General features: G+C 68.7%; 15 protein-coding genes. 7 read left to right on the top strand and 8 right to left on the bottom strand.

Features of this window, described 5'->3' with window-relative positions:
• Positions 1-56: 56 nt before the first annotated feature.
• Positions 57-2,222: an acyl-CoA dehydrogenase gene (locus PSR88_RS22845; protein WP_016884111.1), complete on the bottom strand. Its 2,166-nt coding sequence runs from the start codon at positions 2,220-2,222 to the stop codon at positions 57-59.
• Between the two features lie 94 nt (positions 2,223-2,316).
• On the opposite strand from PSR88_RS22845, the gene kstR reads away from it, so the two are divergent.
• Entirely contained in the window at positions 2,317-2,955 is a 639-nt protein-coding gene (gene kstR, locus PSR88_RS22840; protein ID WP_009477547.1) for a cholesterol catabolism transcriptional regulator KstR, read from the top strand.
• 68 nt (positions 2,956-3,023) lie between these two features.
• Positions 3,024-5,564 carry a trehalose-phosphatase gene (gene otsB, locus PSR88_RS22835; protein WP_009477546.1) on the top strand — a complete coding sequence of 847 codons (2,541 nt, stop codon included), beginning with the start codon at positions 3,024-3,026 and terminating at the stop codon, positions 5,562-5,564.
• A 13-nt stretch (positions 5,565-5,577) separates the two neighbouring features.
• Here otsB and PSR88_RS22830 read toward each other — a convergent pair whose 3' ends face one another.
• The gene (locus PSR88_RS22830) at positions 5,578-6,666 is read right to left on the bottom strand and encodes a substrate-binding domain-containing protein (protein ID WP_011596873.1); all 1,089 of its coding nucleotides are present in this window, start codon (positions 6,664-6,666) and stop codon (positions 5,578-5,580) included.
• Between the two features lie 138 nt (positions 6,667-6,804).
• On the opposite strand from PSR88_RS22830, the gene PSR88_RS22825 reads away from it, so the two are divergent.
• The 3 genes from PSR88_RS22825 to PSR88_RS22815 are packed head-to-tail and all read left to right on the top strand — an operon-like array spanning position 6,805 to position 9,555.
• Entirely contained in the window at positions 6,805-7,773 is a 969-nt protein-coding gene (locus PSR88_RS22825) for a metal ABC transporter solute-binding protein, Zn/Mn family (protein ID WP_016884112.1), read from the top strand.
• A 13-nt stretch (positions 7,774-7,786) separates the two neighbouring features.
• On the top strand, positions 7,787-8,665 hold the full coding sequence (locus tag PSR88_RS22820; protein WP_016884113.1) for a metal ABC transporter ATP-binding protein: 879 nt from the start codon (positions 7,787-7,789) through the stop codon (positions 8,663-8,665).
• A complete protein-coding gene (locus PSR88_RS22815; protein ID WP_005265172.1) occupies positions 8,662-9,555 on the top strand; it encodes a metal ABC transporter permease in 894 nt (297 codons plus the stop codon). Before PSR88_RS22820 ends, PSR88_RS22815 begins: the two co-directional genes overlap by 4 nt.
• A 76-nt stretch (positions 9,556-9,631) precedes the next feature.
• Here the strand turns inward: PSR88_RS22815 and PSR88_RS22810 are convergent, their stop codons facing one another.
• The 4 genes from PSR88_RS22810 to PSR88_RS22795 form a co-directional block, all read right to left on the bottom strand.
• Positions 9,632-10,162 carry a DUF3558 domain-containing protein gene (locus PSR88_RS22810; protein ID WP_016884114.1) on the bottom strand — a complete coding sequence of 177 codons (531 nt, stop codon included), beginning with the start codon at positions 10,160-10,162 and terminating at the stop codon, positions 9,632-9,634.
• Entirely contained in the window at positions 10,159-10,575 is a 417-nt protein-coding gene (locus PSR88_RS22805; RefSeq protein ID WP_016884115.1) for a hypothetical protein, read from the bottom strand. Before PSR88_RS22805 ends, PSR88_RS22810 begins: the two co-directional genes overlap by 4 nt.
• A 63-nt stretch (positions 10,576-10,638) precedes the next feature.
• Complete coding sequence (locus PSR88_RS22800) at positions 10,639-11,400, bottom strand: ESX secretion-associated protein EspG (protein ID WP_011596868.1); 762 nt, start codon at positions 11,398-11,400, stop codon at positions 10,639-10,641.
• Positions 11,397-12,545 carry a hypothetical protein gene (locus PSR88_RS22795; RefSeq protein ID WP_016884116.1) on the bottom strand — a complete coding sequence of 383 codons (1,149 nt, stop codon included), beginning with the start codon at positions 12,543-12,545 and terminating at the stop codon, positions 11,397-11,399. Before PSR88_RS22795 ends, PSR88_RS22800 begins: the two co-directional genes overlap by 4 nt.
• A gap of 129 nt (positions 12,546-12,674) precedes the next feature.
• Here PSR88_RS22795 and PSR88_RS22790 point away from each other — a divergent pair, with 129 nt between their 5' ends.
• Together PSR88_RS22790 and PSR88_RS22785 are read left to right on the top strand one after the other, a co-directional pair.
• Positions 12,675-13,433 carry a LamB/YcsF family protein gene (locus PSR88_RS22790; protein ID WP_009477537.1) on the top strand — a complete coding sequence of 253 codons (759 nt, stop codon included), beginning with the start codon at positions 12,675-12,677 and terminating at the stop codon, positions 13,431-13,433.
• Positions 13,433-14,053 carry a 5-oxoprolinase subunit B family protein gene (locus PSR88_RS22785; RefSeq protein WP_016884117.1) on the top strand — a complete coding sequence of 207 codons (621 nt, stop codon included), beginning with the start codon at positions 13,433-13,435 and terminating at the stop codon, positions 14,051-14,053. The genes PSR88_RS22790 and PSR88_RS22785 overlap by 1 nt, the downstream gene beginning before the upstream one ends.
• Before the next feature lie 21 nt (positions 14,054-14,074).
• On the opposite strand, the gene PSR88_RS22780 is transcribed toward PSR88_RS22785, so the two are convergent.
• Together PSR88_RS22780 and PSR88_RS22775 are read right to left on the bottom strand one after the other, a co-directional pair.
• Complete coding sequence (locus PSR88_RS22780) at positions 14,075-15,028, bottom strand: PDR/VanB family oxidoreductase (RefSeq protein ID WP_016884118.1); 954 nt, start codon at positions 15,026-15,028, stop codon at positions 14,075-14,077.
• The gene (locus PSR88_RS22775) at positions 15,009-16,034 is read right to left on the bottom strand and encodes an aromatic ring-hydroxylating oxygenase subunit alpha (protein ID WP_016884119.1); all 1,026 of its coding nucleotides are present in this window, start codon (positions 16,032-16,034) and stop codon (positions 15,009-15,011) included. Before PSR88_RS22775 ends, PSR88_RS22780 begins: the two co-directional genes overlap by 20 nt.
• Positions 16,035-16,049 lie beyond the last annotated feature (15 nt).

Here is a 16,049-nt window from a genome sequence, read left to right as displayed (position 1 = left end):
ACGTGTTCTAGTTGTATCACCATCCCGGACCTCGCGAAAGACCATCGCGACGCGGCTCAGCCCCGCGGCAGCCCGAGAATCCGCTCGGCCGCGACCGTCAGCAGGATCTGCGTCGTTCCGCCCGCAATGGACAGGCAGCGCGTATTGAGGAACTCCCGCGCCAGCGGCCCCTCCACCCAGCCGTCCACGCCACCGAGTTCCATCGCGAATTCCGCGACCGCCTGCCGCTGGCGGACCCCGACCAGCTTGCGGACACTCGATTCCGGTCCCGGGTCCTGACCGTCCAGCTGCCGGAGGGTGGTGCGCAGTTCGAGCTGCGAGCCGACGAGCGCGTTGCCGATGAGATGCCCGAGCCTGTCGTCGGTCACGGGGTCGCCGACCCCCGCGAGCGCGAGCAGTTCCTCCATCGCCGCACCGAGCGAGGAGCCTCCGCCCATCGCGACCCGCTCGTTGGCCAGCGTGGTGCGGGCCAGCTTCCAGCCGTCGCCGAGATTCCCGACCACCAGCTCGTCCGGCACGAACACGTCCTCGAGATACACCTCGTTGAACAGGGCGTCGCCGGTGATCTCGCGCAGCGGCGAGATGGTGATGCCGGGGCTCGTCATGTCGACGAGGAAGTAGCTGATGCCCCTGTGTTTGGGCGCGTCCCGGTCGGTGCGGGCCAGGCAGATCGCCCAGTCCGCTTCCTGCGCCCTCGACGTCCACACCTTCTGACCGTTCAGCCGCCACCCGCCGTCCACCTTCTCCGCGGACGTCCGCAGCGCCGCGAGGTCGGAGCCGGCGCCGGGTTCGCTGAACAGCTGGCACCAGATGAGCTCGCCGCGCAGCGTCGGGGTGGCGAAGCGTTCGATCTGCTCGGCGCTGCCGTGCTCGAGGATCGTCGGCACGGCCCACCAGCCGATCACGAGGTCGGGCCTGCCGACCCCGGCGGCCGCCAGCTCCTCCTCGATCAGGATCTGTTCGGCGGCGCGCGCACCCCGTCCGTAGGGTGCGGGCCAGTGCGGGGCCAGGTAACCCGACTCCGCGAGGGCCGCGCGTCGCTCCGACTCCGGCCGCGCCACCAGGTCGGCGATCTCGGCGCGGATCTGCGCCCGCTCGTCGTCGAGCCCGGACAGGTCGATCGACAGGTGCCTGCGAGCACCGGCCCGCGTCAGTTCCGTGACCCGCGCCCGCCAGCGGGCGGAGCCGCCGAGCAGCTGCCGCAGCGACGTCGCCCGGCGCAGGTAGAAGTGCGCGTCGTGTTCCCAGGTGAAGCCGATCCCGCCGAGCACCTGGATGCAGTCCTTGGCGGTCTCGACGGCGGCGTCGAGCGTGAGCGACGCCGCGACCGCGGCCGCGATCGGCAGCTCGCCGCCGTCCGCGTCCCACGCGTCCTCCGCCGCCACGGCCGCATCCCACGCCGCTGCACCGGACTGTTCGACGCGGCACAGCATCTCCGCGCACAGATGCTTGATCGCCTGGAACGATCCGATCGGTTTGCCGAACTGCTCGCGAATCTTGGCGTACTCCACCGCCGTTCGCAGACACCAGGCCGCGATCCCGGATGCCTCCACGGCGGCGAGGGTCGCGGCGAGGTCGGCCACGAGCCCGTCCCGCACGCCGGTGACCACCCGGTCGGCCGCCACCGCCACACGATCGCAGCGCACCCGCGCGAGCGGGCGGCTCTTGTCGATCGTGTCGGCGACCGTGACGTCCAGGCCGTCGGCTTCGCCGTCGATCAGACACCACACGACGCCGTCGCCCGCGTCGGCGGACAGCAGCACGGACACCCCCGTGTCACCGCCGATCGCGAAGCCCGCGTCGCCGGTGACGGTCAACCCGCCGTCGGCCCCGAGCGTCGCGTTCACCGGGGAGTTGCTGCCGAGAGCCACCGCGCACGGCATCGCGCCGTCGGCGAGGTCCTCGGACCACCGTTTCGCGGCGGCGCCGGAGCTGCGGCCGACGACGAGCGCGGCGAGAGCGGTCGAGAGAACAGGGCCCGGGACGAGTTCAGTCGCGGCCTGTTCGAGCATCGCGGCGAGATCGACGATCTCCGCTCCCGACCCCCCGACCTCTTCGGGCACGGCGACCGAGAAAATTCCGAGCGAGGCGAAGGACGGCCACGACGTCCGCCACGAATCTGCTGGTCCTTGCCGTACTGTGACCAGCGGGTCCGTGGACCGCGCCCAAGCCTGGATCGAACCCGCTGCAGCCCTCTGTTCCTCGGTGGTGGCGATTGTCACAACGGGTATCCGCCTCTCCTGAATGACACATTCGTCTAGAACGTGTTCTAATATGACACCTGGCCATGAGTCAAGGCGCGAAGGAAAACAGGTAATGACGACCAGCTCTCGATCACGGTCCTCGACGGTCGCTGCGGCGACGCTGGGCGAGGACGATCTCAGTTCCAACGCGCAGAAGGAACGGCGCAAGCGGATCCTCGACGCGACCCTGGCCCTGGCCTCCAAGGGCGGATACGAAGCCGTGCAGATGCGGGCCGTCGCCGAACGCGCCGACGTCGCCGTGGGGACGCTGTACCGCTACTTCCCGTCCAAGGTGCACCTGCTGGTGTCGGCGCTCGCCCGCGAGTTCGAGCGAATCGACTCGCGGGGAAAGAACCCGCCGGGCCGGAACCCGCTCGAGCGGATGCAGCTCATCCTCAGCCAGATCACCCGGGCCATGCAGCGCGACCCACTGCTGACCGAGGCCATGACGCGCGCCTTCATGTTCGCCGACGCCTCCGCCGCCGCCGAGGTCGATCAGGTGGGCAAGCTGATGGACCGCCTGTTCGCCCGCGCGATGACGGACACCGAGCCCACCGAAGACCAGTTGGCCGTCGCCCGCGTCATCTCCGACGTGTGGCTGTCGAACCTGGTGGCCTGGCTCACACGCCGCTCGTCCGCGACCGATGTCGCGAATCGGCTCGAACTCACCGTCGAACTGCTGCTCGGTGACGGAAGCCGCAGACCCGAGTAGGACGCGATCGGGGCACAGCCCCGGCCGAGAACGCGCTCACAGCCGTCACATCCCCTAGATTTGAACATGTGAGCGCCCATGATCTGTCCATCGAACTTCGTCGTGCCCTCTCGAGGGTTGCGCGGACCCCTCGCCTGCTCGTCGCTTCCGACTACGACGGCACGATGGCCCCCATCGTCTCCGACCCCGAGAAGGCGTTCCCCCACGCCGAATCGGTGCGCGCTCTCCGCGCCCTGGCCAGCCTCGCCGGAACGACGGCGGCCGTGATCTCGGGCCGGGCACTCAAGGACCTCGCCGCGCTGTCGCGGCTGCCCGCCGAGGTTCAGCTGGTCGGCAGCCACGGCTCGGAATTCGACATCGGGTTCATCCATGCGATCGACGCCGACGCCAAGAAACTTCTCGGTGAGATCACCGAGGAACTCACCCGGATCGCCACGCTGCACGCCGGTACGTCGGTGGAGGCAAAGCCGGCGAGCGTCGCCCTCCACGTCCGCAACGCCGACGCCGAGGAAGGTGCCCTGGCCCTGGCCGCCGTGCGCGCCGACGCCGGACAGCGCGTCGGCGTGCAGGTCACCGAGGGCAAGTCCGTCATCGAACTGGCCGTCGTCGCCACCGACAAGGGCCATGCGCTCGACCTGATCCGTCACCAGGACGGTGCGACGGCAGCCGTCTTCGTCGGCGACGACGTCACCGACGAGAAGGCGTTCGCGCGTCTCCAGGGCCCCGACCTCGGCGTGAAGGTGGGCCCCGGCGAGAGTCTCGCCGAATTCCGGGTGTCGACCACCGAAGACGTGGCCGCGGCCCTCGCGTTCCTGCTCGAGGAGCGCCGCACCTGGCTGTCCGGGGCACACGCCCCGCCGATCGAGCGCCTCACCATGCTCGCCAGCCCGCGGACCGTCGCACTCGTCACCCCCGACGCGACCCTCACCTGGCTGTGTCATCCCGAACCCGACTCGGCGTCCGTGTTCGCGCATCTGCTCGGCGGACCGGAGGCCGGCCATTTCAGTGTCGGCCCGCACCGCAGCGCGCTGCCGCTGAGCCAGCGGTACATCGACAGCACCATGACCGTGCAGACACGGTGGGCCAGCCTCTCCGTCACCGACTACCTGCCGCACGACGTCCGCCAGGGCCGCACCGACCTGACCCGGGTGATCAGCGGGCAGGCCGCCGCCGTCGTGACGTTCGCACCGCGGCCCGAGTTCGGGCAGGGCCAGGTCATCCTCGAGGCGGTCTCCGAGGGACTGCGGGTGCACGGGACCAACGAGCCGATCGTGCTGCGGTCCCCCGGCGTGCAGTGGAACGTGACGTCCGACGGCAACCAGCAGACCGCGCATGCCGTCGTCGACCCGTCCGGTGGTGACGTCGTCCTGGAATTGCGGTGCGGCACCGAAGAACTCGGACCGTCGGAGACGCCCGAGGAGGAGCGTCGCGCGCTGGCCGAATCGTATTGGTCGGACTGGGCGAAGAGCCTCACCCTGCCCACGCTCAAACCCGACCTGATGAAGCGTTCCGCGCTCACCCTTCGCGGTCTGGTGCACGTCGACTCCGGAGCGATCATGGCGGCCGCCACCACCTCGCTGCCCGAGGAGATCGGCGGCGTCCGCAACTGGGACTACCGCTACTGCTGGCTGCGCGACGCGGCGCTCACCGCGTCCGCACTCGTCAGCCTCGGGTCCCTCAGCGAGGCCGAGGGCTACCTCGACTGGGTGCACGACGTCCTCGAGACGCTGCCCGGCCCCGAACGCCTGCACCCCCTCTACACGCTGCACGGTGGCGGTCTGCCGCCTGAGGCCGTCATCGACTCGCTCCCCGGCTACGCGGGCTCGCGGCCGGTCCGCATCGGCAACGCGGCCAACCAGCAGGTGCAACTCGACGTGTTCGGGCCCATCGTCGAACTCATCCACGACCTGTCCCACGCCCGCGAGAAGCAGGGCGTCGAAGTGGCGCTCAACGACCGCGACTGGGAACTGGTCTGCGCCATGGTCGAGGCCGTGGAACGTCGCTGGTTCGAACCCGACCACGGCATCTGGGAGATCCGCGACAACCCGCGTCACCACGTGTACTCGAAGGTGATGGGCTGGGTCACCGTCGACCGTGCGGTGGCGCTGGCCGAGCACTTCGGCCGCGACGTCGAGCCCGGCTGGACGTCGTTGCGCGACAAGATCGCCGAGGAGGTGCGCGAGAAGGGCTGGAAGGACGAGGTCCGCTCGTACACCGCCGCCTACGACGGCACCGACCTCGACGCCGCCACCCTGTACATCGGACTGTCCGGGCTGATCGACCCGTCGGACGAGAAGTTCGCCGCCACGGTCACGGCCACCGAGGCGGAACTGCGCAGCGGCTCGACCGTGTACCGGTACCACCACGACGACGGGCTGCCCGGCACCGAGGGCGGGTTCCACCTCTGCGCGGCCTGGCTGGTCGAGGCGTACCTGCTGATCGGTCAGCGGTCGCAGGCGGAGGCGTTGTTCGCGCAACTGGTCGACGCCGCCGGACCGACCGGGCTTCTCAGCGAGGAGTACGACCCCGTCGCCGAGCGGTCGCTGGGCAACCACCCCCAGGCGTACAGCCACCTGGGATTGCTGCGTTGCGCTCAGCTCCTGGCCTGAACGGGAGGCCGGGTCAGCGCTTGGCGGGCCCGGCCGTCGAACCCCGCAGCAGTTCGGTCTCGAGCATCTCGACGATCGCGACGCCGGAGTGCGACGGGGACATGAGCAGTGCACCCGCCCGGCGACCCTTCTCCTCCTGGGGTTGCCGCACGGTGGTCAGGCCCTCACGCAGTGCGTCGTCGACTCCGTCGAATCCGGTGATCGACAGCCGGCCGGGCACGTCGATGCCCTGCCAGCGCGCCCAGTCCAGCGCGCCGAGCGCGAGGACGTCGGTGGTGCACACGAGTGCGGTGATTCTCGGATTCACGCCGAGCGCCTGCGCGGCAGCGGCGTGCCCCGACTTCCCGGTGTGCTCGAACCGCTCGACGACGGTCAGCGTCCGAGGGTCCAGGCCGGCGTCCGACATGGCGTCGCGCACTCCCTCGATGCGTTCGCGCTGCACGTGGAAGTTCGGTGACCGCAGACGCTCGGCGTCGGCGACCCCGTCCGAGCGGTCGCGCCCCAGCCTCATGCTCAGCACACCGATGTCGCGGTGGCCGAGCCCGATCAGATAGTCGGCGAGGCCCCGCATCGCGCCGCGATCGTCGATCCCGATGAGCGACGCACCCGGGATCTCGCGCGGCTGATCGCACACGACCATCGGCAGGTGACGTTCGCACACCGCCGCGAGGTACGGGTCGTCGTCCGCCACCGAGTACACGACGAACCCGTCGACGCCCGCCTGCTGCACGACCGCGGCGGCGTCCGCCTCCTCGCGTCCCGGGCCGGCCGGAATCAGCAGCAGACCCTGCCCGGCGGCCTCGCACGACTCGGCCAGTCCGGACAGAAAGCTCATCGCGGCGGGGTCGCGGAAGGAGTAGCTGAGGGCCTCGGTGAGCAGCAGTCCGACGGCACCGGCCCTGCGGGTGCGCAGGGATCGGGCCACCGGGTCGGGGCCGGGGTAGCCGCGGCGCTTGGCCGCCTGCAACACCCGGTCGCGCAGTTCCGCGGAGAGTTGATCCGGCCGGTTGTACGCGTTGGACACCGTCGTGCGCGAAATATTGAGCTCGGCCGCGAGCGACGCCAGCGTGGCTTGGCGACGAGGCTGTCGAGACCTGGGCATAGGGGGACGTTAGTACCTGGCCCCCGTTCGGGCGCGTCGGGGCTGCGCCGAAAGTGCACTACCAGGACCTATCCGCTAAAGTGCAACGGTAACGGTTTCCAATAGCGTTTAGCGTTCGTCTTCGGTCAGGAGTTTTCTGTGCGCGCTTCCTCAGGTTTTCGTGCCGCCACGGCGGCCGTCGGGCTGTCGTTCGCCGCGGCCCTCACCCTCACCGCGTGCGGCTCCGACACGACCGGTGACGGCACGCTGACCGTCGTCGCGTCGACGAACGTGTGGGGCAGCGTCGCGCAGGCCGTCGCCGGCGACAAGGTGGACGTCACCTCGATCATCACCGAACCGTCGTCCGACCCGCACTCGTTCGAGGCGAGCCCCACCGACGCCGCCAAGCTCACCGACGCCTCCCTGATCGTCTACAACGGCGGCGGGTACGACCACTTCGTCGACGACATCATCGGCACCGGCAACAGCGACCAGCTCACCGTCAATGCATTCGACCTCCTCGAGGGCGGCGCGCACGCGGGCGAGGACGAGCACTCCGGCGGCGACTCGGACGGCGGCGACTCGCACGAGGGCCACGACCACGGCGACGTCAACGAGCACGTCTGGTTCGACGTCGACACCGTCGACGCCACCGCGCAGTCCATCGCGGACAAGCTCGGCCAACTCGACCCCGACAACGCCGACGCCTACAAGGCCAACGCCGCCACCTTCCACGGTCAACTCGAGCAGATCTCCGCGATCACCGACGGCATCGCGGCAGCGCACAAGGACACACCCGTCGCCCAGACCGAACCGATCGCCTACTACCTGCTGCAGTCCGCGGGCCTGAAGGACGTCACCCCGCCCGACTTCACGAGCGCCATCGAGAACGGCAACGACCCCGCACCCGCCGCCATCGCCGCGACGCGACAGCTGCTCACCGGCAAGCAGGTGCAGGCCCTCGTCTACAACGTGCAGACGCAGGACCGGGTCACCCAGGACGTGCGGGCCACGGCCGAGTCGGCGGGAATCCCCGTCGTCGAGGTGACCGAAACCCTGCCCGAAGGCCTGGACTACATTCAGTGGCAGACCAACACCGCCGAGTCGCTTGCCGCGGCTCTGCAATAGAACTGATCGGCTTGTGACAGAACCCACTTCGAAGAACGCCGGCGCCGGTCGCGTCCCCGCACTGGAACTGACGGGGGCGCGACTGTCCTTCGGCGAACGCACACTCTGGCAGGACCTCGACCTCACCGTGGAACCCGGCGAATTCGTCGCCGTCCTCGGACCCAACGGGTCGGGCAAGACGTCGCTGCTGAAGGTGCTACTCGGCCAGCTCGCCCTCAGCTCCGGCACCGCGCGCATCGCCGGATCACCGGCGCGGAAGGGCAATTCGCACGTCGGGTACATCCCCCAGCAGAAGTCGCTCGACGACGGACTGCCGCTGCGGGGCCGCGACCTCGTCGGCCTCGGCGTCGACGGCCACCAGTGGGGAACCGGTCTCCTCCGGCGAGGCCGACGCCGTGCGATCGTCGACGCGGCAATCACCGAAGTCGGCGCCGAGAACTACGCGGACGCACCGATCGGTTCCATGTCCGGCGGTGAGCAGCAACGACTGCGGATCGCGCAGGCCCTCGTCGGCAACCCCCAGATCCTGCTGTGCGACGAACCGCTGCTCAGCCTCGACCTGGCCAACCAGAATCTCGTGTCGGGCCTCATCGACCGACGGCGCCGCACCCACGACACCGCGGTGCTGTTCGTCACCCACGAGATCAACCCGATCCTCCCCCTCGTCGACCGCGTGCTCTACCTCGTCGACGGACAGTTCCGCATCGGCAAACCCGAAGAGGTCATGACGTCGGAGGTGCTGTCCGAGCTGTACCGCACCGACGTGGAGGTGCTGCACGTACGCGGCCGCCTCGTCGTCATCGGCACCGGCGACGCCATCGACGCGCTCGGCAGCGCGGGCGGCCTCCGCCCCGGTGAGGGTGTGCACCACACGGACGAGGGACACGCATGAGCAACAAGTTCACCGACGCGATGTCGCGCATGTTCGACGTCTCGGCCACCGTCGACCTGCTCCAGTACGACTTCGTCCAGCAAGCGCTGATCGCAGGCGCCATCCTCGGCCTGCTGGCAGGAGCCATCGGCCCCCTCATCGTCAGCAGGCAGATGTCGTTCGCCGTGCACGGCACGAGCGAGCTGTCGCTGACCGGTGCGTCGGCGGCCCTGCTCATCGGTGTCAGCGTCGGGGCCGGCGCCATCGCCGGGTCGGTGGTCGCGGCGGTCCTGTTCGGACTACTCGGCGCGAAGGCCCGCGACCGTGACTCGGTCATCGGCGTGATCATGGCATTCGGGCTCGGCCTGTCGGTGCTGTTCATCTGGTCGTACCAAGGGCGCACCGGCACCAGTTTCTCGCTGCTGATCGGCCAGATCGTGGCACCCGGAGACAGCGGCCTCCAGCTGCTGCTGCTCTGCGCCGTGCTGGTCATCGGGGTCCTCGGCCTGATCTACCGCCCCCTCCTGTTCGCGAGCACCGATCCCGACGTCGCCGAGGCCCGCGGAGTCCCGGTGCGTGCGCTGTCGATCGTGTTCGCCGTGCTCGTCGGCATCACGGCCGCGCTCGGCGTCCAGATCGTCGGGGCACTGCTGGTGATGGCACTGCTCATCACCCCCGCCGCGGCCGCCGCCTACGTCACCGCCAGCCCACTCAAGGCCACGATCCTGTCGATCGTGTTCGCCGAACTCGCCGCCGTCGGCGGCATCCTGCTGTCCCTCGCACCGGGAGTGCCCGTATCGAGCTTCGTCACCACGATCTCGTTCGTCATCTACCTCGTCTGCCGGCTCAGCGGATCCTCACGACGCAAGAACGCGGGACGCATCACCCCCACCCACGCACACACGCACTGAGCCGCCACTCTCGGCAATCCGAAGGCCGAACCGGCCCTCACACGCCGAAGAGTGGAGGCTCAGTACAAGATCTGCCCTACAGGTGGTCGGGGAAATAGGGCGCCAACGTCGTCGCCACCTTCGTCGCCTGATCGCACGCCGCGTCGACGGTCGTAAAATCCTCCAACTCGCTGTACCCGATCATGAACTCCAGAATCCCCGGCTCGATCGCCACCGACACCGTGCACGCACTCCCGCCACGGAAATCCGACACCAGAGCACGCCGCCCGCCGATCTCCGTCTCACTCAGGACGTGGAAGCGGTCGCTCGACTCGATATCGTCAAGTGTCTCGGTACGCGCGGCGACGGTGATGCCGTAATTAGGATCGTTCGACAAATACCCACAGCCGAGAGCTTGGGGATTGTCGGTGTCGTCGCGCTCCGGCGGCCTCACATCCAGACCGACAGCGCGGATCGCGTCTGGTGGGAGACCGTCGCACGGGTGGAACATAATCTCAGGTTTCGGCTGCGGGACCGGCGGACCCGCTACTTCTTGGTTGCACCCACTGAGTGCGAAGACAGCCGAGAAGATGCAGACGGACACGAGGAACTTGCGATCATGGGTCACAGTTCCTGTCCCGCCTGATTCAGGTTCCCGGTGAGCGCCGCGTCTTGCTCCCGATACCGTGTGAGTGTCGCCTCGAACATCGACTTCATGTCGAGTGCATATGCCTCATGGGCGAGGAATAACCCAACTGCGGTGTTACCGGAATCAATTTTCTCGCTGCCGCCGATTGCCTTCTCGTCGAATTTCCGAGCAAGGTCCTTCGCTGATTCGATGTCCTTTTCGCCGATACCGAGGTCCAGGGCTCGAAGGTCATTTCGCGCGCGGCGGGCGAAGGCGCGCATATCCTCCGCATGCTCTTGGCACAGCGTGATGCACTGCTCTATGCCTGCGGGGTCGAGTTCGAGCCTGCCTCCCCCGGTGATGTTCTCGGTGAAAGCCTTCCATCCGGCTTCCGGTGCTTCTGGCCCCGCCATGTCGGTGTCCCCTCCGTGTGTCGTGCTGTGTCCCCACCTGTGCCTTCGCCGGCGCGTGGCAATCTACCAACTGCGGGCACCGACCGACCTCGCTCGAGGAGTGGTACCGACCCTGATCAGGGTGTCGAGCGAGGATACGAGTTGTTCGGGGCCTGCCGGGTGCGCAGCGGATGGGTCGTGCGGTCCGATCGCGTAGCGTCCGTCGCCGGCGATGTCGATCCAGTGCATGATGCCGACGTCCCTGCCGGTGCCGTAGCGGGGGCCGCGGTAGACGCGGATCTTCCCACGGCCCGCGTAGCCCTTCTGTACGGCGGATTCGAGTCGCGGGGCGGGGGCCGCCCGATTGACCTCCTGCAGGATTCCCTGAGAGAAGTGGGTGTCCTGTTCGTCGCGCCGCTGGAATCGGCGTCGGCCGGCGGCGTTCTGCGGGATCAGCCCGATCAGTTGGGCGCCCAGACGCCCGGCTGCACCGGCGCCGATGACCACGTCGCCACCGATCTGGGGTGCCCGGCCGGGGAGTTGCGACGCGATCACCACCCGTTGCCCCTGTTGTGCACCGACGATTCGGATCGGGGTCTCGTCGGCGGTCGAACCGGAGATCTCGACATACACGTCGGGCTCGGCGAGCACACCCAACGCCGACCTCACATCGTCGTGCTCGGCTCCCGCGAAGGCTTCGCGTATCCGGTTCTGCTCGGCGACATAGGCATTGAGCCCGGGATGCGCACTCACGATCCGGAACGGATACGGGATGCGGTCCTGCCCGGTGCCGGCCCACAGGGCGTCGAACAGTTCGGGACGCAGCCGCCAGTTTCGCATGTTCATGCGCCGATCACCGGTGGCGAGACGAGGGGCAGTTTGCCGATCAACTCGTTGCCGTTGTCGAGGGTGATCAGGTAGTCGGGCGTCTTGTGTTCGTTGTCCTCGCCGCCGCCCTTGGCAGCTCCTCCGCCTCCCATCATTCCCCCACCCATCGGGCCGGTGCCCCGCATCCCGGCTCCCGCGCGACCTCCGGCGTTGGCCCCCGGAACCCCGGGTGCGGTGCCGGGCCGGGCCATGGCCCCCGGCCGATTTCCGGCGCCGACACCACCGCCAAGGGGGCCGACTCCCAGTCCGCCTCCACCGGAACCCCCACCCGCACCCGCGGAGCGCGAGCCGGCACCCGAGGACGAATCGGCGCCGGAAGGTATGCCCGACCGGTTCTGCGCCTGATCCCCCGTCGCCGAGGCCGGGGCCGTCGTCGCCGGTGTGGTGGCCGCCGACGGCGCGGTGGCCGCATTCCGCTGCGTGCTGTCCGCAGCGAGTGCGCCGTCCACATCGGACGGGTCGCTGACGGGCACGTCGCCGGAAGTCGGCTGCCCGCCGCTCGGTCCACCGAACCGGTCGCTCGAACTCGGGCTGCCGCTCGCGTAGTCGACACCGGGCCCGACCGGACCCGAAGGAACGTCGACGATGCTCTCCGGTTTCGTGAACGACGGGACGTTTCCGTCCGACGTCGCGAGTCCGGGGTTGTAGATCGTGGCCATCTTCTCGCGCGCTTCGCCCTCGCGCCGGTAGTACTCGTCTTCGGTGTCCGTGTCCCAGGGCGTCAGCTTGTCCCATAGGCCGGTGCCGATGGTTTCGGGAACCTGCGATCGAAGCGACGCGACCGTCTCCGCCAGAGGCGTCAGCGCGTCCGCCACTCCGTGAAGTTGCTGCTGCGCCAGCGGCGCGGAGGTCGAGTACCGTTCGGTCTCGCCGTAGGCCGCCGACGAGGCAGCACCGTGCCAGCTCTCGCTGATCGTCTTCTTGATCGCATCGCTGAACTCGACGATCGCGTCGTGGGCCGTCGTCCCCAGTTCGGCCCAGGCTCTTGCGATGCCGCTGACGTTCTCGACATTCATGCCGGCGACGGCGCTCGCGATCCGCGCGTGATCCCACTGGTCCGAGTGAAAGTTCTCGGGATCCTTGATGTATGCCGGGTCGGTCATGTGTCCCCCTCCGATGGCGCAGTCCACCACGCACGGTCAATTGTTCTGACGCAGCAGGGCCCTCACCGGTTCCGCCCGCCCCCGCGAGAGAATCTACAAGACTGCACTCGGAACCCTAGTATCGAATATGTGCCGGCAATCGATCTGAACAGCGACCTCGGCGAGAGCTACGGCGCCTGGACCCTCGGCGACGACCTGGCGATGCTGAAGCTCGTGACCAGTGCCAATGTGGCCTGCGGCTTTCATGCGGGCGATCCCACAACCCTGTCGGCCACCTGTTCGGCGGCGTCCGAGCTGACGGTCCGGATCGGCGCGCAGGTCGGCTACCACGACCTCGCCGGGTTCGGGCGCCGGTTCATCGACGTCGCGCCGCGTGACCTGACGGCCGACGTCGTCTATCAGATCGGTGCTCTCGACGGTCTCGCCCAGGTTTCCGGCTCCGCGGTGGCGTACGTGAAACCCCACGGCGCGCTGTACAACGCGATCGTCCACCATCGTGAGCAGGCCCGCGCGGTGGTCGCGGCGGTCAGCGCGTACGACGAGACGCTGCCCGTCCTCGGCCTGCCCGGTTCGGTGTTCCTCGAGGAGGCCGAGAAGGCCGGACTGCGGACGGTCACCGAGGCGTTCGCCGACCGCGCGTACACACCCGAGGGGACGCTGGTGCCACGCACGACGGACGGGGCCGTACTGCACGATCCCGCGGTGGTGGCCGAACGGGTCCGCAGGCTCGTCGTCGATCACACCCTCGAAGCGGTCGACGGCACGGTCCTCGCGGTCACCGCCGAATCCGTCTGCGTCCACGGCGATACGCCCGCGGCCGTCGAGATGGCCACCGCCATCCGGTCGTTGCTCGACGCCGAGGGCATCACGGTGGAGCCGTTCGTGTGATGCGCATCCTCGACGTCGGAGAAAGCGCGGTCCTCGCCGAGTTCGAGGACCTCGACACCGTGCTCGCGCATTTTCGTGCGCTGGACGACTCCCGGCCACCCGGGGTCGTGGAGGTGATCCCCGCGGCGCGCACCGTCCTGGTGCGGTTCGACCACGGCGCGACCAGTCGTGACCGCGTCGCGAAGTGGGTGCGGACCACGGAACCGGAGGCGACTGTCGCCGAGGATCCCCCGGACGAGATCCGGATAGCGGTGCGCTACGACGGTCCCGACCTCGAGGACGTGGCCGAGCTGACCGGTCTCGGTGTCGACGGCGTCGTCGCCGCACACAGCGGAACACCGTGGACGGTGGCGTTCTGCGGCTTCGCCCCGGGTTTCGGTTACCTCACCGGCGGCGCACCCGAGCTGCACGTGCCGCGCCGTGCGACGCCTCGGACCTCCGTCCCCGCCGGGACCGTGGCACTGGGCGGGGAGTTCACGGGAATCTACCCCCGCAGCTCGCCCGGCGGATGGCAACTCATCGGCACCACCGACGAACCGATCTGGGATGCCGAACGCACTCCCCCCGCCCTGCTCCGCCCCGGCGTCGTCGTGCGCTTCGCGCCCGTGAGTACTTATTAACCGCCCGAGGTTAATAAGTACTCACAGGTCCAGGACCAGGCGGTCACCCCTAACGCGAGAGACGCAGATCATCATGCTGTTGCACTGCGCGCGTTCGGTATCGGTGAGGAGGTCGTCACGGTGGTCGACATCGCCGCCGAGGACCTTCACCTCGCAGGACCCGCAGATTCCCATCTCGCACGACGAGGGATGGTCGATGCCGGCGGCGCGGACGGCCTCGAGCACGGTCTGATTGGGACGCACCGGGACGACCTTCTCGCTGCGAGCCAGTTCGACCTCGAACTCGCCGCTCGACCCGATTGCGGGGGCCGCCGCCGCGAACCGCTCCAGGTGAAGTTCCTCGGTTCGGTCCGCCCGGGTCATGTGCTCGATCAACGAGTCCATGAGCGGGGTCGGCCCGCAGCAGTAGACCGCCGCCCCCGCGGAGGACGCCACGATGGCCTCCAGGTCCAGGTGACCGCTCGTGTCCTGCGGCACCAACTTCACCGCGGACGCGTCGAGCTCGTTCACGAATGCGAAGTGCTCGGCTGTGCGCGCGCCGTACACCAGTTCCCAGGTTTCGCCGCGGCGCTGCACTTCCCGGATCATCGGCAGCATCGGGGTGATGCCGATTCCGCCGGCGACGAACACGTACCGGTCCGCCTCCGTCAATGCGAAATTGGAGCGGGGACGGCCGACCTCGATCAGCCGGCCCGGACGCAACTCGCGGTGGACCTCCACCGAACCGCCCCGGCCTGCGGGCAGTTCGAGGACCGCAATGCGGTAGCGGGCCGAGTCGGCCGGGTCACCACACAGCGAGTACTGCCGGACTGTCCCCGACGGCAGGTGCACGTCGACGTGAGCACCCGGTTCCCAGGCTGGTAGCTCGCCGCCGTCGGCGCGGGTGAACTCGTACGAGGTAATTGACTCGGCCTCCCAGCGGGCGGCGACGACGCGAAGCGAAAGAGTCTGATTGTCAGAGGAACTCGTTGACATGCCTGCCATCCTTGACGCGGTTCATCAGCTCGCTGAACGAGCGCCGGTAGTTGAGGGTGAACAGGTCGGCGGGTACGGAGAATTCCTGGAATTCGGAATCCCAGGGGATCTCGCGAGGTTCGATGAATTCGACGATCGGGATGTCCTCGAGGTACACCATCTCCTCGACGCGCAGGCACTCCTCGAGGTCTGCGCCACGGTAGCCGACCTCGTTGGCGACGCCCCAGAAGATCTTGACGTGCTCGTAGTCGATGGGTGACGGAAACCCGGCGACGACGCGGCGTCCCAGCTTCTCGTAGTGGTACGTGATGGAGGCGAGACCCGGTGCGGAGCAGCGGTACCGCATCATGCAGTCGCCGTCGTTGGCCCAGTCGCCGGAGCCGGCGTCGAGCGGGCGGTCCATCCAGACGTCGAGTCCGTCCCGGTTGACGTTCAGCGGTTCGACAACCTCCGGGGTCGGGCCCATCGACACCTTGTGGACGAAGGGGAAGTGCGCAACGTCGCGGAAGTTCTCGATCGTCACGCCGACTCCGACCGACGAGTCGATGGGGTCGGCGGCAAGCCATTCGAGGTCGAGGCCCTGCCACTCCTCGATCTCGTACATGTCGCGAATCGGATCCTCGAGCACCGTCCAGACATGTCCGAACCGCTCGACCGCGGGGTAGGTGGCGATCGACGCGCGCGGCGGGATCTTGCCCTGATCGGCCAGGGACGGGATGCGGCTGCAACTGCCGTCGGTGCTGGAGAACTCCCAGCCGTGGTAGGGGCAGCCGATCGAACTCTGGTGCACTTCGCCCATCGACAAGTCGCCGCCGCGGTGCGGGCAGCGCCGCGACTGCACCGAGACCCGTCCCTCGCCGTCGCGATAGATCACCAGGCTGACGCCGAGAAGGGTGGCCGTCTGGGGCTTGTCGAGGTCGCAGAGGCGCGCGACCGGGAACCAGGATCGGCGCATCGACGCTTCGGCCAGTTCACGTTTGGTGGGAGTGTGGATCGAGGTGGTCACGATGGTCCTTTCGGG

Source organism: Rhodococcus sp. DK176 (assembly GCF_038447315.2).
GTDB lineage: Bacteria > Actinomycetota > Actinomycetes > Mycobacteriales > Mycobacteriaceae > Rhodococcus_F > Rhodococcus_F jostii_A.
The sequence above is the reverse complement of the archived record's forward strand: the minus strand, read 5'-3'. Positions and strand labels throughout refer to the sequence as shown.

Excerpts from the sequence above, each read along its gene's own strand:
- kstR (WP_009477547.1), top strand. The coding sequence starts at position 2,317 with ATGACGACCAGCTCTCGATCACGGTCCTCGACGGTCGCTGCGGCGACG.
- PSR88_RS22830 (WP_011596873.1), bottom strand. The coding sequence starts at position 6,666 with ATGCCCAGGTCTCGACAGCCTCGTCGCCAAGCCACGCTGGCGTCGCTC.
- PSR88_RS22815 (WP_005265172.1), top strand. The coding sequence starts at position 8,662 with ATGAGCAACAAGTTCACCGACGCGATGTCGCGCATGTTCGACGTCTCG.
- PSR88_RS22805 (WP_016884115.1), bottom strand. The coding sequence starts at position 10,575 with ATGGCGGGGCCAGAAGCACCGGAAGCCGGATGGAAGGCTTTCACCGAG.
- PSR88_RS22800 (WP_011596868.1), bottom strand. The coding sequence starts at position 11,400 with ATGAACATGCGAAACTGGCGGCTGCGTCCCGAACTGTTCGACGCCCTG.
- PSR88_RS22795 (WP_016884116.1), bottom strand. The coding sequence starts at position 12,545 with ATGACCGACCCGGCATACATCAAGGATCCCGAGAACTTTCACTCGGAC.
- PSR88_RS22785 (WP_016884117.1), top strand. The coding sequence starts at position 13,433 with ATGCGCATCCTCGACGTCGGAGAAAGCGCGGTCCTCGCCGAGTTCGAG.
- PSR88_RS22780 (WP_016884118.1), bottom strand. The coding sequence starts at position 15,028 with ATGTCAACGAGTTCCTCTGACAATCAGACTCTTTCGCTTCGCGTCGTC.